The 21551-nt window shown below is 73.4% G+C and carries 17 protein-coding genes; 2 read left to right on the forward strand and 15 right to left on the reverse strand.

The window, feature by feature from the left end:
- Positions 1-60: 60 nt before the first annotated feature.
- The 12 genes from QOL88_RS28600 to QOL88_RS28655 all read right to left on the reverse strand — a co-directional run bounded on the left by QOL88_RS28600 (position 61) and on the right by QOL88_RS28655 (position 14216).
- Positions 61-1614, reverse strand: a complete 1554-nt coding sequence (locus QOL88_RS28600) for an NADase-type glycan-binding domain-containing protein (protein ID WP_283445909.1) — start codon at positions 1612-1614, stop codon at positions 61-63.
- Positions 1611-2171 carry a phage tail protein gene (locus QOL88_RS28605; protein WP_097221088.1) on the reverse strand — a complete coding sequence of 187 codons (561 nt, stop codon included), beginning with the start codon at positions 2169-2171 and terminating at the stop codon, positions 1611-1613. The genes QOL88_RS28600 and QOL88_RS28605 overlap by 4 nt, the downstream gene beginning before the upstream one ends.
- A 28-nt stretch (positions 2172-2199) precedes the next feature.
- A complete protein-coding gene (locus tag QOL88_RS28610) occupies positions 2200-4161 on the reverse strand; it encodes a putative baseplate assembly protein (protein WP_097221089.1) in 1962 nt (653 codons plus the stop codon).
- Positions 4161-4601 (reverse strand): GPW/gp25 family protein, encoded by a 441-nt coding sequence (locus QOL88_RS28615; RefSeq protein ID WP_097223223.1) that lies wholly within the window; start codon positions 4599-4601, stop codon positions 4161-4163. Before QOL88_RS28615 ends, QOL88_RS28610 begins: the two co-directional genes overlap by 1 nt.
- 55 nt (positions 4602-4656) lie before the next feature.
- Positions 4657-6564, reverse strand: a complete 1908-nt coding sequence (locus QOL88_RS28620; protein ID WP_097221091.1) for a VgrG-related protein — start codon at positions 6562-6564, stop codon at positions 4657-4659.
- Positions 6564-7289 carry a CIS tube protein gene (locus QOL88_RS28625; protein WP_097221093.1) on the reverse strand — a complete coding sequence of 242 codons (726 nt, stop codon included), beginning with the start codon at positions 7287-7289 and terminating at the stop codon, positions 6564-6566. The genes QOL88_RS28620 and QOL88_RS28625 overlap by 1 nt, the downstream gene beginning before the upstream one ends.
- Positions 7290-7310: 21 nt before the next feature.
- A complete protein-coding gene (locus QOL88_RS28630) occupies positions 7311-7733 on the reverse strand; it encodes a phage tail protein (RefSeq protein ID WP_097221094.1) in 423 nt (140 codons plus the stop codon).
- Between the two features lie 54 nt (positions 7734-7787).
- Positions 7788-8192, reverse strand: a complete 405-nt coding sequence (locus QOL88_RS28635; protein WP_097221096.1) for an extensin — start codon at positions 8190-8192, stop codon at positions 7788-7790.
- Between the two features lie 3266 nt (positions 8193-11458).
- A complete protein-coding gene (locus QOL88_RS28640) occupies positions 11459-11617 on the reverse strand; it encodes a DUF6760 family protein (RefSeq protein WP_097221098.1) in 159 nt (52 codons plus the stop codon).
- Positions 11614-12114 carry a hypothetical protein gene (locus QOL88_RS28645; RefSeq protein WP_097221100.1) on the reverse strand — a complete coding sequence of 167 codons (501 nt, stop codon included), beginning with the start codon at positions 12112-12114 and terminating at the stop codon, positions 11614-11616. Before QOL88_RS28645 ends, QOL88_RS28640 begins: the two co-directional genes overlap by 4 nt.
- Positions 12114-12557, reverse strand: coding sequence for a phage tail protein (locus QOL88_RS28650; protein WP_097221102.1), 444 nt, complete (start codon positions 12555-12557; stop codon positions 12114-12116). Before QOL88_RS28650 ends, QOL88_RS28645 begins: the two co-directional genes overlap by 1 nt.
- 69 nt (positions 12558-12626) lie before the next feature.
- Positions 12627-14216: a phage tail sheath family protein gene (locus QOL88_RS28655; protein WP_097221103.1), complete on the reverse strand. Its 1590-nt coding sequence runs from the start codon at positions 14214-14216 to the stop codon at positions 12627-12629.
- A gap of 243 nt (positions 14217-14459) precedes the next feature.
- Here QOL88_RS28655 and QOL88_RS28660 point away from each other — a divergent pair, with 243 nt between their 5' ends.
- Together QOL88_RS28660 and QOL88_RS28665 are read left to right on the forward strand one after the other, a co-directional pair.
- Positions 14460-16055, forward strand: a complete 1596-nt coding sequence (locus tag QOL88_RS28660; protein ID WP_143668899.1) for an eCIS core domain-containing protein — start codon at positions 14460-14462, stop codon at positions 16053-16055.
- An 86-nt stretch (positions 16056-16141) separates the two neighbouring features.
- A complete protein-coding gene (locus tag QOL88_RS28665; protein ID WP_097221107.1) occupies positions 16142-17542 on the forward strand; it encodes an RICIN domain-containing protein in 1401 nt (466 codons plus the stop codon).
- Between the two features lie 13 nt (positions 17543-17555).
- On the opposite strand, the gene QOL88_RS28670 is transcribed toward QOL88_RS28665, so the two are convergent.
- From QOL88_RS28670 to QOL88_RS28680, 3 genes are all read right to left on the reverse strand, one after another.
- On the reverse strand, positions 17556-19541 hold the full coding sequence (locus QOL88_RS28670; RefSeq protein ID WP_097221109.1) for an ATP-binding protein: 1986 nt from the start codon (positions 19539-19541) through the stop codon (positions 17556-17558).
- On the reverse strand, positions 19538-20224 hold the full coding sequence (locus tag QOL88_RS28675; RefSeq protein WP_097221110.1) for a Pvc16 family protein: 687 nt from the start codon (positions 20222-20224) through the stop codon (positions 19538-19540). Before QOL88_RS28675 ends, QOL88_RS28670 begins: the two co-directional genes overlap by 4 nt.
- Positions 20225-20405: 181 nt before the next feature.
- Positions 20406-21074: a helix-turn-helix transcriptional regulator gene (locus QOL88_RS28680; RefSeq protein WP_097221112.1), complete on the reverse strand. Its 669-nt coding sequence runs from the start codon at positions 21072-21074 to the stop codon at positions 20406-20408.
- Between the last annotated feature and the right edge of the window lie 477 nt (positions 21075-21551).

A 21551-nucleotide genomic window follows, 5' to 3' on the forward strand; every position in this document is an offset into this window, starting at 1 on the left:
GCCGGACACGAACGAGCGAGCGGCCCCGGACGGCAGGATCCGTCCGGGGCCGCCGTGCGCTCAGGTGTTGTTCGCGCTGGACGGGCCGAAGAACTCGATCTCCGCGATGGCGACCTGCTTCTTCGCCGAGGTGCCGTAGGCGGAATCGATGGTGAAGCGGACGGCGGTCACCTCGCCGACGCGGAAGGCGCGCCGCTGCGGGCCCGCTCCCTGGTCGAGGGTCAGGCTGCGGGTGGTGGTCCGGCCGTCCTTGCCGGTGACGGTGGCCGTGAGGCGGTGCGGCAGTGCCGACTTGGAGAGCTGGTCGGCGCGCGTGGACGTGCCCGGCGTGATGACCAGGTCCAGCAGCCGGGTGGGCTCGTCGAAGCGGGCCTCTATGTACTGGCCCTGAGCCGACTCGGACACGCCCGGGCCCCACCAGGTGTCGTTCAGCTTGTCGAAGACCAGCTCGGGCTTGTGGCCCGGGTAGGAACGCGAGGCGCTGTAGCGGTCCGGGGAGACCGGGGCGCGCTTGGCGAAGTGGTCCCGGGTGGCCTGGATGCCCTGCGGGATGTTGACCACCAGCGCGATCAGCAGGGCCAGCACGATCGCGATGCCCAGCCAGGACAGGACGCGGTCGAAGGTGCGGCGCAGCCGGGGACGGTCGCCCGCCCAGGGCGTCTCCCGGCTGCCGAACGGGCCGAGCCGCCGCCACCAGGGGAGCTGGACCGGGGCGGGTCCGTCACCGGCCATGGGCATCGCGCACCGGGCACAGAAGTGCCGCTCCGGGCGGTTGCGCGTGGCACACCAGGGGCACGCGGTGCCGCCGTCGATCCCGTGCTCCTCGCCGGGGGCCCGGACGGCCTCGGGGCGCTGGGGGGCGGGGCGGCCGGGCAGGACGGGGGCGACGGAGGGTTCCGCGGCGGGGTGGGGTTCGGCGTCGGTGACCGGGACGAGGAGCCTGCGGGCCCGGGTGTTGATGCCCTGGGTGGTGGAGGGGTCCGGGGCGTGGGTGGCCGGGGGGACGGGCTGAGTCGGGGCGGTGTCGTCGGCGGCCGGGTGCGAGGCGGTGTGCGGGTGGGGCGTTCCATCGGGCGGCCCCGGGTGGTGGTCCGCGGTCCGCTCGGGGGCGGTGCCTTGTTCCGGGCCCTGTGCGGCTCGGACGGGCGCTTCTTCCATGGTGCCGGAAACGGGTGGAGCGGTGGTGCGGCTCGCCGTGGTGTGCGCTGTGTCGCTCGCCCCTGTGCGGTCCCGGGAGGTCTGGGGGAGGCCCGTACCTCCGTCCGGGCGGGAGAAGGCGTCCCAGCCGGGGCGGGCGTCGGCGGACGCGGGTGCGGCGGTTGCGGGCGCGGGTGTGGTGGGTGCGGATGCGGGTGTGGTGGGTGCGGATGCGCTCGCAGGTGTAGCGGGTGCGGGGGCCGGGGGCGGCGTGGTGCCTGCCGCGCCTGACGAGCCACCGGCCGCATCGGCGGCACGGGCGGATCCCGAGCCGCGGGCGGCGCCGTCGGGGCCGGTGTTCCCGGCGGTGCGGGCGGCGCCGTCCGTCCAGCTCAGTACCGACCCGCACGCGTCGCAGAACGACTGGCCCGGTTGCGCGCGGGTGCCGCAGTCGGCGCAGTTCTGGGGGGTCGTCATGGGTGCGGGGTCCTCTCGGGGGTGGCGGTCACCTGGACGGTGTAGGGCATGTGGGCGGGCCGGGCGGCGGACACGAGGGTGTCCAGGCGGTGCCGGTCCGCGGTGGTGGGTGCGGGCAGACGCAGGTGGACGTGGAGGTGGGGGCGCGGGTCGCCGGGGAAGGGGCCCAGCGGGCGGGCGTTCCACGACGCGCCGCCGCTCTCCGTGATCTCGGGTTCCACGCCGAACGCCAGCCGGACCGCCTCGGACAGGCCGCTCCGGGTGCCGCGGATGCGGTGCAGATACGCGGCGGCGGCCACGGCGGCCCGCAGCAGCGGCTCGGGTTCGTCGCCCTCGGTCTCCGCACCGACCCAACTGCCCAGCCACTGGGTGAAGTCGAGCGGGGCGAGGGACGGGCGGAAGTAGGTGTCGAGACAGTCCAGCACGCTCAGGATCGGCGCGACCACGTCGTCGAGCCCGCCCACGAACCGCTGGGCCAGGTCGTCGTCGGCGAACACGGCCGGCAGCATCCCGCCGATCGGCGCGGAGGATCCGAGGCCGTCGATGGAGCCCCTCATGCGCTGCTTCCCTTCGAGAACCGGCCCCTCACGATCCGTCCCCGATCACCCGGACGCGGTGGTCGAAGGAGAACACCAGCGACGGCGCCGACAGGTCGATCCGGTCCGTGGGCTCGCCGCGTTTGCCGGTGAGCGGGTCGGCGGGGTGCAGGGTCACCTCGTCGACCAGTTCGACCCCCGGCACGCGCTGCAGCACCGCGAACACCTCCCCGGCCTGGACGGGGCGCCCGAACGGCCAGCCCGTGCCGTCCGCACCGCCGGTCAGCGGATCGAGGTGCCGGTACAGGGCGTCGTGCGCCTGCCGGCGCACCCGGTCGGTGTCCACGCCGCGGAAGGCGTGCACCGTGGCCACGACCGTGACGCCCTGGTAGTAGGGCGGGCCCACCGCCAACCGGGTGCCGATCAGGCGCCGTTCGTCCAGGTGCCGGGTGATGCGGTCCAACAGGGCGTCACCGGGCACCAGTTGCTCGAAGCGCAGCCGCCCGCCCGGGTCGGGCACGGCCTGCGGCACGACCAGGACGCGTACCGCGTAGGCCCCGTGCTCGCCCTCCTTGCCCTCCAGGCAGGTGATGCGTGCCGTCTCCGGGGCGGCGCGGCGGGCCAGCTCCTCGTAGTCGCGCAGGGTCACGGCCCGCTCCTGAGCGCGCAGCGTGATCGGCGCCCGGACCTTCGCCTCCTGCACCGTCTCCCCGTCCACACCTCCGCGCGCGGCCTCGCGGTTGACGACCTCGGAGACGTACGGGATGGAGGTGCGCAGGATCCGCACCGCGCCGCGCGCCACGTTGCCCGCGCGGCCCCCGCCCGTGCGGTAGCGGCGGGCCCGCACGGGTGCGCCCTTGGGAGCGACCCTCCCGTACTGCCGCAGGGAGCCGTCGGGTTCGCGCACGGCCGGGCCGAAGGCGATCTCGCCGGTCGTGGCGTCGAGGGTGATGTGCCGGTCCCGCTCCCCGGAGGACGCGAAGTTCGGAACGACCCGCCAGTCCGTCCAGCCGTCGTGCTCGGCGGTCTGCAACAGCACCGGCGGATCGTCGCCGACCACCGGCGCGTGCGCCAGCCGCAGCCGCTGCCCCGGCAGCCCGGTGGACTCGCCGAGCGCCTCGTCGTACACCGTCTCCGCGTGCACGGCGCCGGTGGTGCCGCCGATCGTGAACGCCTCGGCGGCCCGCACGGTGGGCGAGGTCGTGTAGAAGGGCTGGTCGGGCAGGGGGTCGGTGACGCGGCAGCGCAGCCAGCCCGCCTCCTGGCCGGCGTTGCGGGACAGCACGTGCCCGCCGGGGACGTGCAGGACGACCTCGCCGGGCCGGTTGAGGCCGCCGGTGCCGTCCCGGTCCACCTCGCAGGGCTGCCAGCCGTCCGCGGTCCACGCCTCCCACACCAGCGGCGGCTGGCGCGGGTCCACGCCGACCCCGTCCACCCGGCTGTCCAGGTCCAGGGCGACCGCGCAGTGCGGCACCGCCGCCGTCAGGCCCAGCAGCATGGCGTCACCGGGGCCGGGCGACTCGGCGAAGCACAGCAGGTCCTTGTCCTCCTCGGCGAGGTCGTGCGTCCGGTCGACCACCGGCTCGCCCCGGTGCTGCACCAGCAGATGGCGCAACGCGCAGGGCACGACCGTCAGTTCGCGCTCGGTGGCGAAGACGACCGCCTCCTCGCTCTCGGTGCGCAGCGTCGCGACCTCCGTGCCGACCTGCACCCGCACCGGCTCCTCCTGCGGCGCCGACAGCCAGAACGTCATGTCCGTGCGGGCCGCGGACGGCGGGAACAGGGTGATCCCGACGAGGTCCAGGAACGCCAGATGGTTCTTCTCCGGCACCCTGTTCAGCCGGTAGACGATCTGGTCGGCCATGTGGGCCACCGTCTCGACGAGGGTGACGCCCGGGTCGGAGACGTTGTGGTCGGTCCACTCCGGGGCGCGCTGCTGGATGTAGCGCTTGGCGTCGTCGACGAACTGCTGGAAGCGGCGGTCGTCGAGGTTGGGGGAGGGCAGGGCCATCAGCGGTCGCTTTCGGGGGCGGTGCCCGCGCCGGGGGCGTCGGGCTCCTCGTGGGACGGAATGACGTAGAACGGGAAGACCAGGCTGCGCGGGTTGTTGGTGCCGCGGATGGAGTAGCGGACGTCGATGTAGAGCACGCTCTGGTCTCCGCCGGCGGTGACCTCGACGTCGTCGACCTCGATGCGCGGCTCCCAGCGGTCCAGGCTGACGTACACCTCGTGCTGGATGCGGCCCGCGGTCTGCTCGTTGACCGGCGCGAACACCAGGTCGTGGATCGCGCAGCCGAAGTCCGGCCGCATCGGCCGCTCGCCCGGCGCGGTCGACAGCACCAGACGGATCGCCTCCTCGACCTCCCGCTCCCCGCTGACCAGGGCGATCCCGCCGGTCGGCCCGATGCGCAGCGGGAACGACCAGCCGGAGCCGACGAACTGCTCGGCCATCAGAAGCACACCCTGTCTTTCCTGGTCAGAGTCACAGGCACAGTCACCGTCACGGTCATGGGATCGGCATCGGGACGGGGATGGTGGTGACGCCGAACACCTTCGATCCGATGAGCGTGGTCGGGGCCTTGATCGTCGTGTTGACGAGGGAGTTGATCTGCACGGTGCCGCCGCCGGTGAGGTTCGCGATGCCCTTCGCGTCCAGGTTCAGAGCGCCGAGCGCGTTCACGCTGATCGCCCCGGCGGCCCGCACGTTCACCAGACCGCCGCCCTGGATGGTCAGAGGCCCGCCGCTCTTGATGCTGAGACTGCGCCGGGCGCTCAGCGAGAGATCGCCGCCCGCCTCGACCGACACCGAGCGGCTGCCCTTGATCGTCACCGAGCCCTTGCTGTCCACGGTGATCTCGGTCTTCGTCCGGTCCAGGTTGATGGTCAGCTGCTTGTCGCCGGACACGAGCCGGACGCCCTGCTTGCGCAGGCCCGTCTTCTGGCTGAGCAGGTCCATCCGGTTGCCGTCCCGGTCGGAGACGGTGTGCCGGCTCGCCTTCTTGCGGACGGTGTCGTGCAGCGGCACGTCACCGACGGCCGTCGGCTTGTCCCGCCCGTTGTAGAGCCCGCCGATCACGAACGGATGGTCCAGGGCGCCCCGGTCGAACGCGACCAGCACCTCGTCGTTGACGTCCATCGGGAACACCCCGCCGCCGCCCAGACCACCCAGTTGCACGGTCCGCGTCCAGTCGCTGACGTACGTGTCGTCCAGCCACGGGAACTGCAGCCGCACCCGCCCCTGCTTGAGCGGGTCGTTCACGTCGGTGACGAGCGCGTTGGCCACGCCGGGCAGCCGGGGCGCGGCGGGCGTTCCGCCCGAGGCCAGCCCGAACAGTGAGCGCCACTGCCGTCCGCTGACCGTCACCCACGCCTCGTAGTGCCTGCCGTCGCCGAAGTCGTGCCGCACCGAGGTGACGGTGTACTTGCCCTCGAAGGGCACGCCCACGTCCGCCAGCGCGACCGGAACTCCCGGGCGCAGCTTGGGGTTTCCGCGCGCGACGACCTCCAGCTCGGCGAACGAGCCGGTGACGTCGTCGGCGAGGGCGTCGGCCGCGAACTTCACCTCGCTCTGCTTGTCGTAGGGCGTGCCCGTCTCCACGAGCGTCGCGGCCTTGAACTTCCCCGCCGCCGCGCCCGGGGTGGTGCCGATGGTGATGCCGGGATTGCCGGTCGCGGGCGCGGTGGCGGTCAGCTTCTTCTTGGTGGTCACGTCCCACCCCCGCGACTCGACCTTGGCCACCTGGTCGGCGGCCGTCACCGCGGCCCGCAGGCGCAGGATGTCGTGCCCGCCCTGGAGGACGAACGGGCTCTTGTCGCCGTCGGTGTTCGGGGAGGGCGCCCCGGAGGCCGACTTGGGCCGCACGAACTGGAACGTGCCGTCCGCGTCCACCGACATGGCCATCTCGTTCTCGTCGGCGAGCCGCGCGAGGAAGTCCCAGTCGGTGACGTTGGACTGGCTGATGAACTCGTACACCGTCTTCGTCGACTCGATCTTCCCGATCGGCACGCCGTCCTTGCCGGCGAGCTTGCGGGCGATGTCCGAGGCGCTCTGGTTGCGGTACGCCGCCACCCGGCGCTGGCGCAGCAGGCGGTGCCCGAAGTCGTAGCCGCGCACGACGGTGTAGCTGCCGGTGCCGTCGTAGTCGGCCTCCAGACCCGTGACCTCGCCGGTCAGCAGCGGATCGGCGGCGCCCTCGCCGTCGGCCACCGGCGCGAACACCACCTCGGTGCCGAAGGTGATGCCCAGCTTGCCCAGCAGCAGCCGGTACGGGTCGCGGAACGTCAGCCGGAACGCGGCCGGGACGCCGACCCCCTGGTCGACGTAGCTCTCCACCAGGTCCGGGACGAACTCGGGCGGCAGCGGGGCGCCGCCGATCTTCACGTCGACGACGCTGACGAACGAGGACTGCACCATCAGGAACGCACCTCCTCGGTGGCCGGCAGCACGAGTTCGACACCCGTCGGCAGCCGCGACGGGTCGTCGATGCCGTTGGCCTCGGCGATGGAACGCCAGGCGGCCGCGTTGCCGTACTCCCGCCAGGCCAGCGACTGGAGCGAGTCGCCCGCCACGACCCGGTGCACGCGCTGCGCGGTGAGCGCACCCGAGGTCGGGTTCTGCCCCTTGGTCTTCATCGGGATCTCGTGCAGCTGCACCCGGCAGGTGGCGCGGATGGGCACGCCCGTCGTCGAGAACAGCGTGTAGTCGGCCGACACGGAGCTGACGTACGCCGTGAACCGGGCCGTCGAGAACGACCCCCACTGGAAGACGACCCACGGCGGCGAGGGCTGCTTGGCGGCGATGCTCTTCGTCGTCACCTCGCAGCAGGCGAGCAGCGAGTCGACCTTCTTCATCACGGAGTTGCTGGTCGGCTCGTCGGAGGAGTCGAGGAAGATCTCGACGGCCATCTCGCGCGGCTCCGCCCCCATGAACTCCGGGAGCGGGCCGACCCGTTCGGTCTGCGCCGGGGTCGCCTTCCACTGGGCGCGGCGGCTCAGCGACAGCTGCGCCGGGTTGAAGTCGAAGTCGAACGTCTTGATGATCCCGCCGGGCGTCCTGCTCTTGCCCTTCGGCGGTTCGTGAATGGCGAGCGTGGCGCGGATGAGGCTCTTGCCCGCGCCCCTCTTGCTGCCCTTGGCCATGGTGTCCCGTCCTCCCCTCGCTCAGTCCGTGAACCCGTGGTGGGTGATCTCCAGCACCTCGGTCGCCACGGCCGGGTTGGCCGGGTCGAGGGTGGGTCCGGTCCAGCTCACCGGCAGCACGTCGATGAGGCCCCACCGCGCGACCTCCGACCCGTCGGCGCGCAGCGCCGCGATCTGGGCGGTGGGCCGCTTGATGCCGGTCTGCAGCGACGAGATCCACTTGGCGACCTTGGTGGTGTCCGGGGTGAGCGGCCGGGTCAGCCGGATCGTCGAGAACGACACGCGGGTCGGCAGCTGCCAGACGAAGCCGTTGTTGCCGCCTTCCTGGCGCTGCTCGATCTCCACCTGCGAGGACAGCCCTTCGCATCCGTTGAAGTAGCCGAGGCTCTCGCCGTCGATGCTGAGGGTGAACCAGATGGTGGAGCCCGGATCCTGGCGGGACATCGCGGGTGGGCCTTTCTGTCGTTTCTTGTCGTGCGTTCCGGGGCGGGTGACCGGTCAGTGGCGGGGGTCGCGGAGCCGGCCGATGCGTTCGCGGTCCAGGCGCAGTTCCGTGCGGATCAGGCGGGTGATGCGGCCGATGATGCGGTGCACGAGTTCGTCCAGCTGGAAGTCGGTCAGCTCACGGGGGTCGAAGGAGCCGGTGGGGACTTCCGTGTAGGCGGGCGGGGGCGGTGGGTCGGCCGGGGGTGTGTAGGGGGGTGGGGGGCCGGAGCGGTCGGCGGGCTGTGGCGCGGTTCGGTTGGTGAGGGTGGTGGCGACCGTGGCTGCGGCGGCCGCGGCGAGGGCGCCCGTGGCTGAGGGGGGCGCGGCTTCGGGTGCGGGTTTGGGCTTCTTGCGGAAGAGGGTCTGGACGACGGGGAGGGGCGTGGAGGGGGGTTGTGGGGCCGGGGCGCTTTGCACGGAGGGTTGGGGTGCCGGGTGGGGTGGGGCGTCTGCGGGCAGCGGGGGCGCGTGGGTGGGGGTGGTCGGTACGGGGGCGCCGAGGGGGAAGCGGCGGGGGGTGGGCGAGTTGGCGTCGAGGTTGCGTGAGGGGGGAGGGGGAGTGGTGGGGGTGGGCCGTTCGGTGAGAGGGGCGCCGAGGCCGAGGCGAGGGGGGTGGGGGTGGTGCTGCGCTGGACCGAGGGTGTGGCGGCCGGGGGTGTGGGCTTGGGTGGCGTGGCCGAGACCGGGGGCACCGGCTTGGCGGGCTTGACCGTCACCCGTTGGGGAGTGGCGGGGGTGCTCTGGGTGTGAGGTGCTCTGACGGCTCGGGGTGTCGTGCTGTGGGGTTGCTCGCCGGGCCGCGGTGCAGGGCTGGGCGCCGCACCGCTGCCGGTGGTGCGGGTGAGTGCGGAGCTGGGGCTGTCGGGCGTCGTACGGCTGGTGATGGCCGGGTTGTGGGGCGACGGGCCGGAGGCGGCCGGGCTGCGCTGGACGGCGGGGAGTCCACTGGGGACGTCGGGGGTTGCGCGCGCTGTCCTGGCGGAGGGTGAGGGGGTGTTCGCGTGCGCGGGGTTGCCGGGGGCGGGGCGGGGCATTTCGGTCGGGGGCGGAGACGTGGGCCCGCCGGGGGGTTGCTGGGCGGGTCCTGCCGTGGGGCGTTGCGGTCCGGCCGGGTCTGTGGGCTTGGCCGGGCCGGCGAGTGGCTGTGCGGGGGCTTCCGTAGCGGGCGGGTGGTTGTCGGCGTGCGTGTTGAACCCCGGGGTCGCGGCCGTGGGGCCGGAGGGGGCCGGAGCCGACGGCACGTGGCCGTTCCCGGGTGTGCTTCGGCCGTGGTCGCGCACCGCGTCGCGCCGGACCGCGGTCGCACGCTGTGCCGGGACGCCGCCGGATCGGGGCTCCGGGGTGTTGGGCTGCGCCGCGGAGTTGCTGCCGGTGGGTGGGAGGGGCGACCGCTGCACCGAGACGTCAGGGGAGACGGGTGCCGTGGTGGGGAGGTTCCGGTCGGGCTCGGGCTCGGGTGCGGGGGTGCTGGGCGGTGTTGCCGGGCGGGGTGTGCGCTGTACCGAAGTTTGAGGGGAGCCGGGCGGCGTCGTTCGGGGGCTCCCGCCGGGGTCGGTCGCGGGGATGCCGGGCTGTGCGGCCGAGTTGCCGTCGGGCCGGGAGGGCGTGCGCTGCACCGGCACCTGGGAGTCGGATCGCGCGCTCTGGGGCCTGGTCGCGATGCGGGGCTGTGCTGCCGTAGGGCTGCTCGGCGCCGGGGCCGTTGGCGGGATCTTTACGTCCTCGGTCGGGCCGGAGGCGCTCAACTCCGGTGTGGGGTCGGCGGGTCGGCTGGTCGAAGCCGGGGCGATGGTGTGCGACTCGGGCGATGCGGCCATCGGGGTGGTGGGAACTTGCGCTTGTCCGCCGTCAGTTGTCGCCGGAGGCCGACCCGCCTTGCCGCTCTCGGAGGGCCTGCCCGCTCCACGTGCCGTCGGCAGCGTCCGTCGCTGTACCGGAGTCGCGGCCGCCGACGTCCTCGTCAACGACCCCGACCGGGGCGGCTGGTTCGTCGGCACCGGGGTGATTCGAAGTCCGGATGCGGACGGCGCGGCAGCAGTGCCGTCGGACGCGGTGCGCGGCGACGCCGAGTGGGTTCCCAGCGCTGAGTCGGGAGCAGGAGATGTCGAGCCACTCGTCCGCCGGCCCGGGAGCTCGGGCGTGGCGGCGGGGGATCGTGGCGCGGCCGAGGGGGAGGGCGTGACTGTGGGCGGCGTGGCGCTCACACCCCTCTCGCGGCCGGGGTGCGCGGGGTCGGCGGCCGGGGAGCTCGGCGCAGCCGCGGGGATGGGCCTGACCACGGGCGTCGAAGCGCTCAGGGCCCGGCCCGAGCGCGCGGCACCGGCGGCAGCAGCGGTGGGCGGCGCGGCCGACGGCGTGCCGGTCGGGGCGGGCGAGGGGCCCGGCCGGGTGACCGGGCCAGTGCCATGGTCGGTGGAGGGCGCGACGTCACGGCCGGGGGAGGGCGCCGCGCTACGGCCGGTGGAAGGCGCAACGCCACGGCCAGTGGAGGGCGCCGCGCTACCGCCGGTGGAAGGCACAACGCCACCGTCGGTGGAAGGCACCGCGTCACGGCCGGTGTCAGCGGGCACGCCACTGCTGGGAGTCGCGGCCGTGCCACGGCCGGTGGAAGCGGCCAGGGGGGATGGCCTCACCCCACTCACCGCCCCCGGCGACGAGGCAACGGACGCAGTCGGCGTACCACTGGCCGCCCGCTGCACCACCGGCCCGTTCCCGGCGCCCGGGGGGCCGCCCGGCGTGCCGCCACGCGTCTGCCGCCCGGCAGGGCCGTTCTCCACACCCCGGCGACCACCCTGCGCGCCACTGGCCACCCTCTGCACCACGGGCCCGTTTCCGGTGCCCGCAGGACCGCCCGGTGTGCCACCACGCGCCCGCTGCCCGGCAGGGCCGTTGTCGGCGCCCCTTCGACCCCCCTGCGCGCCATTGGCCGTCCGCTGCGCCACCGGTCCGTTCCCCGTGCCCGGGGGGCCGCCCGGCGTGCCGCCACGCGTCTGCCGCCCGGCAGGGCCGTTCTCCACACCCCGGCGACCACCCTGCGCGCCACTGGCCACCCTCTGCACCACGGGCCCGTTTCCGGTGCCCCCGAGACCACCCCGGGCAGCGTCCGCCACGGCTCCGGCAACCCCACGTCCCCCGGCAACCCCAGGCTCCCTGGGCGCAAGCGCACGCAACGGCACCGCCGGTGACCGCTGCGGTACCGGCTCCGAACCCGCCGACGGCACCGAAGGCACCAACGGCACCAACGGCAGCGCACCCCCGCGGCGTTCTAGGCCCGACACCGGGCGGCCCGAGGTCGGGTGCGGTGCGTCGCCCAGTAGGGCACTGGACTGCCCGTCCAGGACCGCGTGGGACGCCATGCCCATGAACGACGGGTTCTGCCACGTCGGCAACCGCCCGCCGAAGCCCGCGTCCGCGACCCCGGACTCCCGCCCCGAAGCCAGCGCACGCCGGATCGGCGGCAGCCCTGACCAGGAGGCCGTCACCACAGGGCCGGCATCCGCCCCCACGGTCGATACACCCGTACCGGCATCCGCCCCCGCGCCCGACACACCCGTACCGGCATCGGGCCGCTCCGCAGCCCCGGCGACCACCTCACCCCCGGACGACACCACCTCGCCGCCACCGGAGCCGGAGGCCTCCGTCCCGTTCCCGCGCCCCCGCAACCGCCCCAGGAACCCCATCCCTCAGCCCTCCGACCCGGCACGCGTCACCAAGGACGCGATCTCGTTGGTGAAGCGGCGGCGGTCGTGGTGTTCCAGGTCCAGGATCTCGTCCATGCTCCAGTGGAAGTGGTAGGCGACGTACGCGATCTCCTCGTGCAGCCGGTCGGTCGCGTACGTCACGATTCCCCCAGGCGGCTCCCGCCGAGTTCCACCTCGAAGTGCTCCGTGCAGTGGGGGCACCGCACGGCCGCGCGGGTGTGCCCCTCCGCGTTGATCTGTCGGTAGAAGTCCTGAAGGAACGCCAGGTCGGAGGCGAACATGTTCTCCACGATCCCGTCGTGGACCATCGGCAGCGTGCCGAGCCGGGTGATGACCCGGCCCAGCAGCACCACCGACAGGTACGCCGGGTTCTCCTGGACGCGGACGTCCCGCAGCGGGACCAGTTCGTCCCTCGCCGTCGACAGGCGCATGACGCCGTCCCGGTGGACGGTGCCCGAGTCGTCGACGTAGCCGCGCGGCAGCTGGAAGGGGAACTCGGTGCGCAGGTGGTCCTGCGGGAGGAGCGGGGCCTGCGCGGGGGCGGCCGAGTCCGGGACCTGTTCCGGCCCGGGCTCCGCGGCGCCCGGTGCCTCCGGAACGCCCGCGGCCCCGCCCGCCCTCGCAGCCGTACGCCGCATTACTCGATGACCAGTTCTTCGAACACGATCGTGACGGTCTCCGTGAGGGCGGCCGCCTCGCCGGCCTTCACCGTGCTCGTGTCGATCTTGCTGCACCAGGCGTTGCGCAGGTTGTACCGCTTCACCGGGTTGTCCTCGAAGTCCATCATGATGATCGACGCGTTCTTGCGGGCCGTGGCCATCCGGCCGGCGATGGAGTCGTTGATCCACTGGGTGAACGACGCCGACTGGGTCATGCCGCGCACGACGGTGCACTGCCCGTTCTTCTGCACGCCCGGCAGCAGGGCCACACCGGACCTGCCCTGCGCGGTGTTCTGCTGGTAGGTGATGACGTCCTGCTCGAGGGTGAGGCCGCTGACCTCGGCGAGGTACTCGACCATCACACCGTCGATCTGGAGGCCGAAGTTGTGTGAGGTGAGGGCGTCACCCGGCTGGAGACTCATGTGTGGGATGTCCTTGTGACAGAGGTCGTGAGGGGGGTACGAGAGGGCGGGGCCGGGGGCCGGGGGCGGTTACTCCTCCAGCTCCCCGTTGCCGCTGGAGAACTGGGCCAGCCGGAAGATCACGAACTCGGCGGGCTTGACCGGGGCGATGCCGATCTCGCAGACGACCCGGCCGACGTCGACCGACTCGGGCGGGTTGGTCTCCTCGTCGCACTTGACGTAGTACGCCTCCTCGGGCCGCTGCCCGAAGAGCGCCCCGCTGCGCCACTCGTTGACCAGGAACGCCGAGATGTTGCGGCGGATCCGGGCCCACAGGTTGTGGTCGTTCGGTTCGAACACCACCCACTGGGTGCCGATCAGGATCGACTCCTCCAGGTAGTTGAAGTACCGGCGGATGTTGAGGTAGCGCCAGGCCGGGTCGGAGGACAGGGTGCGGGCGCCCCAGACGCGGATGCCGCGGCCCGGGAAGGCGCGGATGCAGTTGACCCCGATGGGGTTGAGCAGGTCCTGCTCGCCGCGGGTGATCTGGGTCTCCAGGTCCACCGCACCGCGGACGACCTCGTTGGCGGGCGCCTTGTGCACGCCGCGCTCGGCGTCGCTGCGCGCCCAGATGCCGGCGACGTGGCCGCTCGGCGGAATCAGCCGGGTGTGGCCGCCGGACGGGTCGAAGGTCTTGATCCAGGGGTAGTACAGGGCCGCGTACTTGGAGTCGTACCCGGCGGTCTCCTGGCGCCAGACGCGGATCTGGCGGGCGTTCAGGCCCGGCGGCGGGTCGATGACGGCGACCCGGTCGCCCATCAGCTCGCAGTGCGCGATCAGCCCGAGCTGGACCGCCTTGACGGCCTCCAGGTCGATCGAGCCGCGCTGGTAGGCGGCCATCAGGTCGGGCACCGCGACCATGGAGATCTCGTCGACCGCCTCCAGACCGCCGAAGCCCGTGCGGTCGGCGGAGTCGCCGAGGTACTGGGCCGGGCCCGGCTGCGAGGTGTCCGCGCGCTCGGCGGGGGCGGCGGCGGGCGCGGGAGCCGGGGCCGCCAGGGCCACCGTCTGGTTGTCCGGGCGGGCCAGCTGCGCGGCCGGCGCGGCCTCGGCGACGGTGATGAGCTTGGAGCGCTCCTTGACCTGCGTGACGACGTAGTTGCGGCCGCCCTTCTTGGCGGTCACGTCGAACGTCTCGACCGGCTTGCCGTCGTCCTTCACGATCAGCCTGAACCGCTCTGCGGGGCCCTCGCCCTCGGGGTCCGCGACCTCGACGCTCAGGTCGCCCTGTGCCACGGCGGTGACGGAGAACGTGCCGAGCTGCTTCGGCTCGCCCGCCGGCAGCGCGGCCGGGGCGTTCGAACGGCCGGTGACGGCGGCGGGGCCCCGCTCCGCGTCGACGGGAGCGCCCTCGGGGGAGCCGCCCACGCGGACGACGTACGCGGCGGAACCACCGTTGTTGAAGAAGCCGTAGACGGAGTGCGCGAGGTAGTACCCGTCGGTGAACTCACCGAAGGCCGCCACGTACTGCGTCCAGTTGGTCACCAGCGTCGGCTCGTTCAGGGGACCGGTCGGCGCGAGCCCCACGAAGGCAGCCACCGACGTCCCCACCCCCTCGATCGGGCGCGAGCCGCTGGCCACCTCCTCGACGTAGACGCCGGGCGACAGGTAGGACGGCATGCTCTGCTCTCCTCGGGGTACGAGACACGAACACCACTCACCCTCGCGCGCGCCCGACCGCCACCGAAACGGCCTCCGGTGCCGGAGCGGGGGCAATCCCGTTGCCCGCGAGGACAGGACCGAAGGCGCCCCCGGACCCCGGCAGGGCGGCTCTGCCCCCGCGTCTGCCCTCCCGGACCTCCCGTGTCACCGCGCGGGCGGGTACAGCTGACGGGTCGGGAGCAGATCATCGAGGGGAACGCCGTGCACGCACACGGAACACGGGGCGGGCGGGCCGCCGGCCGGGACGACCGCCGGGCGGACGCCCCCGGCGCGCCGGCCCACCGGATGCTGGACCTGCAGCGCATGGCGGGCAACGCGGCCGTGACCCGTGCCGTCGAACAGGAGCGGCACGAGCACGACGGGACCTGCGGGCACACCCCCTCCGTGCAGCGCCGCGCCCTGGTGCACGACGTGCTGAACAGCCCGGGGCAGGGCATGGACGCCGGGCTGCGGACCGAGATGGAGGCCCGGTTCGGCGGAGCCGACTTCAGCGGCGTACGCGTGCACAAGGGGCCCCTCGCCCAGGAGTCGGCGGCGGAACTGGGCGCCAAGGCGTACACCTCCGGGGCCCACATCGTCGAGGGCGCGCCGCTGACCAAGGAGGACTGGGCGCACGAACTCACCCACTACCAGGACCAGATGACCGGCCCCGTCCCCGGCACGGACAACGGCGCCGGAGTGCGGGTCTCGGAAGAGAACGACTCGGGTGAACGGCACGCGGTGGACAACGCCCGGCGGGTGATGAACGGGCCGGTCCCGGCCGTGCAGCGGTCACCGGACGAGGGCACCGCAGGACAGGCCGGCGGTGTGCCGCGGGCGGGGACGGTGCAGCGCACGGTGTGGACGTTCGACCAGGGCGCCAGCGTCCAGGACGAGCGCGAACGCCCCCACTACCGGTGGCGCAGCGGTGACGACCCCGCGACCCTCAAGACCTCCGGCGACCTGGGCCTGGACCCCCGGCGCAAGCCCCGCCCCGGTGACCGCTACGACGACGCAACCGAACAGCTCCACAGCAGTGAGAACGTCGCGTTCTCCACCAAGGGCAGCATCCCGGAACGCGATCTCGCCCGCCTCACCACGGGCACCGGCCGCGCGGTCGCCGAGGCCAAACACCGCATCGCCACGGCGCTCCAGCTGCTGAAGGCGGCCGGCGACACCCCCGGCGGTCCGCTGCTGGCCGCCCTTCAGTCGGGCTTCCCGCTGTTCCGCAGCGTGCCGGCCCAGCAGCTCGGGGCCTTCCTGCCGCACATCATCGAGGTCGTCCGGCGCATCCAGGCCGGGCTCAACGCCCAGGGCGCGCAGATCGCCCTGGTCGGCAGCGGAGTGCCCGGCGTCCCGGGCAACGCCACCGCCTGGGTCGACGGGAACCTGTCCGAGAACCTCGCGGGCCTGTTCAACCTCGGCCACCGCAAGACCAGCGAGGAACTGCCGCCGATGCTGGAGCGCTCCGGCCCCATCCACCTGCTGGAGCGCGGCCAGAACGCCTGGTACATCGTCCACGAGGCCACCCACCGGTTCGCCGGCACCCTCGACTTCCAGTACAGCCCGTACTTCGAGGAGGTGAAGGAGGACGACTTCCTGGCCACGGCGGACGCGGAGGTGACGGCGGCGATGGAGCCCTCGGTGCTGGACCGGCGCAAGGTGCGCGACCCCAAGGAGTTCACCGGCAAGGACGAGCAGACGTTCCGGCCCAAGCAGGCCAACTGGTACGCCCTGGGCCGGCGCGCCCTCATGAACGCCGACTCCTACGCCCAGTTCATCCTCACGGCGACCGGGGAGCAGACGCCCCGGACCTGACGGCCCCGGGCAATGGCCCGTTCGGTCATGTCATCGTGCCCCGACGCTTCCTGACGCGCCGTCGGCCCCCGGCTAGCGTCGCGACAGTGAGCCTGTGGACATCCCTGGAACCCGCGTCCGCGACCGTCGATCCGGGCAGCGTGACGCGCGTCCGGCTGCGCCTGCGCAACACCGGCGACGTCGTCGACGAATACCGCTTCGAACCGGTCGGGCCCGTCGCCCCCTGGACGACGGTCGAACCGGCGACCCTGCGCCTCTACCCCGGCACGACCGGCACGGTGGAGCTGACGTTCGCCCCGCCGCGCACCCCCGACGCCACCGCGGGACCCAACCCGTACGCGGTGCGCATCACGCCGACCGAGCACCCCGAGGCGACGACCGTCCCCGAGGGGAACCTGACCATCACCCCGTTCACGGAGGTGCGGGCGGAACTGGTGCCGCCCACGGTCAAGGGGCGGCTGCGCGGGCGGCCCCGGCTCGCGGTCGACAACGTGGGCAACACCAGGCTCACCGCGTCCCTCGGCGGCAGCGACAACGGCGACGAGCTGTCCTACGACCTCCAGCCGGGCAACGTGCAGATCGAGCCGGGCCGGGCCGCGTTCGTCAAGGCCACGCTCAAGCCGAAGAACATCATCTGGTTCGGTTCGAAGGAGCAGCGGCCCTACACCCTCACGGTCCAGCGCTCGGGCGCCGAACCGCTGCCCGTGGAGGGGACGTTCGTCCAGCGGGGGTTCCTGCCGCGATGGCTGGCGACCTGCTTCGGGATCCTGTTCGCCCTCGCGTTCACGTTCCTCATGCTGTGGATCACCTACAAGCCCGCCGTCGTCAGCAAGGCCAACCCCGGGGCCGCCGTCGAGGCGGGCAGCACGCTCGCGCCGTCACCGACCCCCACCCCCGCCCTCACCTCGGCCCCGCCGCCACCGTCGCCGACTCCGCAGCAGCCGGAGGGCGGCGGGGGCGGCGGAGGCGGCGAGCCCAAGCAGACCAAGAAGCCGCCCAAGCCCGTGGTGCCGGCGGAGAACATCCTGCTGCGCAACACCACCACCAAGATGTGCGTCGGCCTGCCGGGCGCCGACAAGGACGACGGCCGCCCGCATCAGTACACGTGCAACGAGTCCCCGCAGGGCACCCAGCGGTGGAACCTCGAGGTGACGGAACCGGACAAGGGGCCGGGCGGCCACGCGCTCTTCCTGATCCGCAACGTCAAGGAGCAGCAGCTCTGCGTGGACCTGCCCGACTACGGGGCGGCTGCCGTGCGGTCCCCGATCACCAAGTACACCTGTGACGGCACGACCCGCGACAACCAGCTGTGGTGGATCGACAAGCAGCCGAGCGGCGCCTACTGGATCCGCAACTTCGCCAGCAACAACAAGTGCCTGGACGTGGCCGGCTACAGCACCGGGGGCGAGGGCGCCAACCTGACTCTCTTCGACTGCTCCAACACGGACGACCAGGAATGGGACATCGTGAAGCCGTCAGAGAGCTGACGCCGCGGGGCGGCTACCAGGTGCCTTCCCCCGGCACCAGGCGGCCGGCCTTGCGGTACTCGCGGCGGGCGCCCTCCAGGAGGTCGCCCGCCGTGACCTTCCCCCCGCGCCCGGCGGCCAGGTACGCGGCGGTCACCACGGCGCTGCGGATGGAGCCGCCCGCCAGCTCGAAGTCCTGGGCCACCGGGCCCGGTTCGATGGCGTCCCCGCCGGGCACGTGCGACAGGCTGTGCCGCCACAGGGCGAGGCGCTGCCCGGCGTCCGGGAACGGGAAGTCGACCACCAGGTCCAGGCGCCGGGTGAACGCCTCGTCGATGTTGGCGCGCAGGTTGGTGGTGAGCAGCGCGATGCCGTCGAAGGACTCCAGCCGCTGGAGCAGGTAGGAGCTCTCCAGGTTGGCGTACCGGTCGTGCGCGCCCTTCACCTCGGACCGCTTGCCGAACACGGCGTCGGCCTCGTCGAAGAGCAGGACCGCGTCGGTGCGGTCGGCCTCGGTGAAGATGCGTTCGAGGTTCTTCTCGGTCTCCCCGACGTACTTGTCCACAACGGACGACAGCTGGACGACGTACAGATCGAGGCCGAGATCGGCCGCCACCACCTCCGCCGAGAGCGTCTTGCCGGTGCCGGAGTCGCCCGCGAACAGGCCGAGGACACCCCGGCCCCGGCCGCCGCCGGCGCTGAGCCGCCAGTCACCGAGGACCCGGTCGCGATGGCGGGCGCGCAGGGAGAGCTCCCGCAGCTGGGACAGAGGCCCCTCGGGCAGGACGAGGTCCCGCCAGTCGACGGCGGGCCGGATCCGCCGGGCGTGCCGCTCAAGACCGGAGGCGGACTGCCGGCGGGCGGCGAGACGCAGATGGGCGGGGGAGAGCGGGACGTTCTCGAACGCCGCGAGGTCACGGGCCGCACGGGCGGCACGGGTGATGTGGTCACCGGCGAGGCGATACGGGGCGACGGTTTCGGCCAGGTCGAACTCCGGCTCCCCGCCGAGGGCGGCCGCCCAGGCCCGCACCGCACCCGCACGCCGCGGGGGAGCGTCCAGGACCAGCGGGTCCCCGTCGCACCACCCGGGGTCGTACGGGCGCGTTCCGGTGACCAGCACGGGCACGTCGTCCGCCGCGGTCAACTGCCGGAGCAGCGCACCGGGTTGATCCGGGAGCCCGGTGACGACGACCGCGAGTCCGCCCAGCCGGGCCTCGCGCAGCAGATCCGGGACCCGGTCCTCGGGGCCCGAGAACCGTACGGCCGGGACGCCCGCGCTCCGCAGGGCGGTGGTGACGCCGGGGAGCCCGTCGCCCTCGTGGCGCTCCCGGACGTACGCGGTGAGGGGTGTCCCGGTGGTGAGGCGGGCGGCCAGCAGGCCGGTGAAGCGGGTGAACTCCCCGTCGTCGCCGGGGCCGGTGTGCGGCAGCGGATGGAGGTGCCCGGCGAGTGCCGCGTCAGGGGTGTCGTCGCCGAGGAGATGCGCCACGAGCCGGTCCGGCACCCGCAGGGAGCGGCTGAGGAAGGGCCGTTCGGGCTCCTCCACGGTGAGCAGCCCGAGCGTGGTCAGCGGGGCCGTGGGACGCAGCCGGGCCCGGGCCTCGGCCAGGTGGACGGGGACGCCGCACAGGTCGAGGGCGAGGGCCACGGTGGCCCGCCGCCTGCTGACGTCGTCGTTGAGGTAGCCGTACAGCGGCTCGAAACCCCGGTCCAGGTCCGGGGCGAGGGCGATCAGGAGCAGCGCGCTGTCCAGCTCGGTCAGGCCGAGCCGGGCGGACAGCTCGGCCAGCCGGTCGCCGGGCGGACCGTCCGGGTCGGGGCAGCCGAGCGGCAGCGGCTCGGGCGGGCGCAGCAGATGCCGTACGGCCTCGTCCGACAGGTACAGGCCGCGCAGCGGGTCGCCGGCCGTGGGGTCGTCGGCCGACCGGTGCTCGACCAGCAGGGCGGCCCGGTGCCGCAGTTCGGTCAGGCGGGTGAGGAGGGCGGTGGCGGGGGCCGTCTCGGAGGTCCGGGTGGTCACGGCGCCGGTCTCCGTCCCCGTCCCGTGATGCGCCGGGCTCTCCTGCGGGCCTCCTCGGCCGCCGCCACCTGCCGGGGGCTGTGCGCGCGTTCCTCCGTGCCGGGCGTGCCGTCCAGGCCGCTCATCCGTACAGCGGCGCCCTCGGTGACGGGCGGCCCGGCGTCGTACTCGGGGTAGGCCGGGAAGGGCGCGGTGATCACCAGGTCCAGGGACGGCTTGAGTTCGCCGCCGAGCGCGGACCAGATCTCCGCGAGGGAGCGCGACTCGGTCTGGATACCGGCCACCGACACCGGGATCGTCATGCCCAACGCGGCCAGCGACCCCGGGAGTTCGGAGGGTGGCAGCAACTCGCGCGGGATGAGTGTGGCCAGCACGGCGGACAGCAGCCGGTGCTCGTCCTGGGGTTGCTTCGTCCAGGCCGTCACCAGGTACGACAGCCGGAACCAGCGCGGCGGCTGACGGCGCTTGACGACGATGTCCCGCTCGTCCCGGACCGGGAGCTGTCCCCGCTGGCGGCGGTTGACGTCCTCACGGATGTCGTAGAGGTAGGCGTTGACCGTGGGCGCGTTGCGGCGGGCGGCCCAGTCCCGGGTCGGGGCGTCCAGGGCGATGTCGATGCCGGAGCCGGCCAGCGCACCGCCGCTCAGCAGGCTCTTGAGGACCTCGTCCACCTCGTGGATCACCGTCGACCCGCTCGTCCCTGGTGCATCACCGCTGCGCTCCCGCTTCCGCCCCGCTCGTCCCGCCCGTCACCTGTCGCCCTCCGCGATCCTGCCCTCCGTGACCCCGGGCCCGCAGGAACGCCGGGGACGGCGGCGGGGCAGAGGGCGCTGCCCGTGGGGGCGGATCCGGATGCCCGTTCGGTCAGATGTAGCCTTCCCGCAGGGCATGCGCCACGGCGTGCGCCCGGTTGCGCAGGTGCAGTCGGGTGGTCAGCCCGTGCATCACGTTCTTGACGGTGCGTTCGGAGTAGGACAGCTTGCTGGCGATCTCACCGGTGTCGAACCCCTCGGCGACCAGGCGCAGCACGTCCACCTCACGCGGTGTCATCCCCGAGACCGGGGCGCCGGTACGGCCGGCAGCGCCGCGGTGCAGGGTGCCCACCTGGTTGATGAGCCGGCCGAGCAGGTCGGCGGGCAGGTCGCCGTCGCCGCGGGCGGCCGCGAGCACGGCCTGCACCAGTCGGGTCGCCGTGGCCTCCCGCCGCCACACGATGGCACCGACCCCGCACTCGATCACGTCGAGCAGTTCCGTCTCCCGCAGGGCGCCCACCACGAGCACCGCCCGCGCGCCCTCGCTGCGCACGAGCCGGCGCAGCCGGGTCAGCGCCGCGTCGTCGAGCACGTCATCGATGAGCAGGGCCACCGTGCCGGGACCGGACCCCGTCTCCTCCCGCAGGTCGATCTCCGGGAACCGGCGCAGCTGGCTGACCGCCCCCTCGCGTGAGATCGGGTCCGCGGCGTGCACCGCCACGGGTATCCGGGCCGCGGAGTCGGGCGTGCCGGGGCGTGTGGTCCGCGATGAGCTGAGCAACCGTTTCCCCTATGTCCGCCTGCGCGCCACCTTCGTGGGGACGGTGGCGCATGTGCGCTCCTCAGCCTTCTGGGGCGGGTGGGCCGAGCGCAATCGTGGAGGACCACGAGGGCGACCACGAGATCGGGAGGCGGGTGTGACCACGAACCGCCGTGCGATGACCATGAACGGCCGTGCGGTGACCGCGAATTGCTGTGCCGTAAGCACGTATTGCCGTGCCGTGAGCACGAGTCGCCCTGCCATGAGCACGAGCCACCGTGCCGTGACCACGAACCACCGTGCCATGAGCACGAACCACCGTCCCGTGACCACGAGCCACCGTGCCACGAGCACGAGCCACCGTGCAGGGGGCGGGACATGACCTACCGCTCGGGCGCGCGGGGGCCGGGTATGACCCCCCGTTCGGTTGCGCCGGGGCCGGAATCCGACCCCGCGGTTCTTGTCACGGCACCGGCCCCGCGCCCCGGCCGTCCTCGA

The sequence above is a fragment of the Streptomyces sp. Ag82_O1-12 genome (assembly GCF_900182715.1).
Taxonomy (GTDB): Bacteria; Actinomycetota; Actinomycetes; order Streptomycetales; family Streptomycetaceae; genus Streptomyces; species Streptomyces massasporeus.

Bases quoted from the DNA above. Each gene is read 5' to 3' on its own strand.
- QOL88_RS28600 (WP_283445909.1), bottom strand. From the start codon at position 1,614: ATGACGACCCCCCAGAACTGCGCCGACTGCGGCACCCGCGCGCAACCG.
- QOL88_RS28645 (WP_097221100.1), bottom strand. From the start codon at position 12,114: ATGCGGCGTACGGCTGCGAGGGCGGGCGGGGCCGCGGGCGTTCCGGAG.
- QOL88_RS28630 (WP_097221094.1), bottom strand. From the start codon at position 7,733: ATGTCCCGCCAGGATCCGGGCTCCACCATCTGGTTCACCCTCAGCATC.
- QOL88_RS28620 (WP_097221091.1), bottom strand. From the start codon at position 6,564: ATGGTGCAGTCCTCGTTCGTCAGCGTCGTCGACGTGAAGATCGGCGGC.
- QOL88_RS28605 (WP_097221088.1), bottom strand. From the start codon at position 2,171: ATGAGGGGCTCCATCGACGGCCTCGGATCCTCCGCGCCGATCGGCGGG.
- QOL88_RS28610 (WP_097221089.1), bottom strand. From the start codon at position 4,161: ATGGCCCTGCCCTCCCCCAACCTCGACGACCGCCGCTTCCAGCAGTTC.
- QOL88_RS28650 (WP_097221102.1), bottom strand. From the start codon at position 12,557: ATGAGTCTCCAGCCGGGTGACGCCCTCACCTCACACAACTTCGGCCTC.
- QOL88_RS28615 (WP_097223223.1), bottom strand. From the start codon at position 4,601: ATGGCCGAGCAGTTCGTCGGCTCCGGCTGGTCGTTCCCGCTGCGCATC.
- QOL88_RS28655 (WP_097221103.1), bottom strand. From the start codon at position 14,216: ATGCCGTCCTACCTGTCGCCCGGCGTCTACGTCGAGGAGGTGGCCAGC.
- QOL88_RS28625 (WP_097221093.1), bottom strand. From the start codon at position 7,289: ATGGCCAAGGGCAGCAAGAGGGGCGCGGGCAAGAGCCTCATCCGCGCC.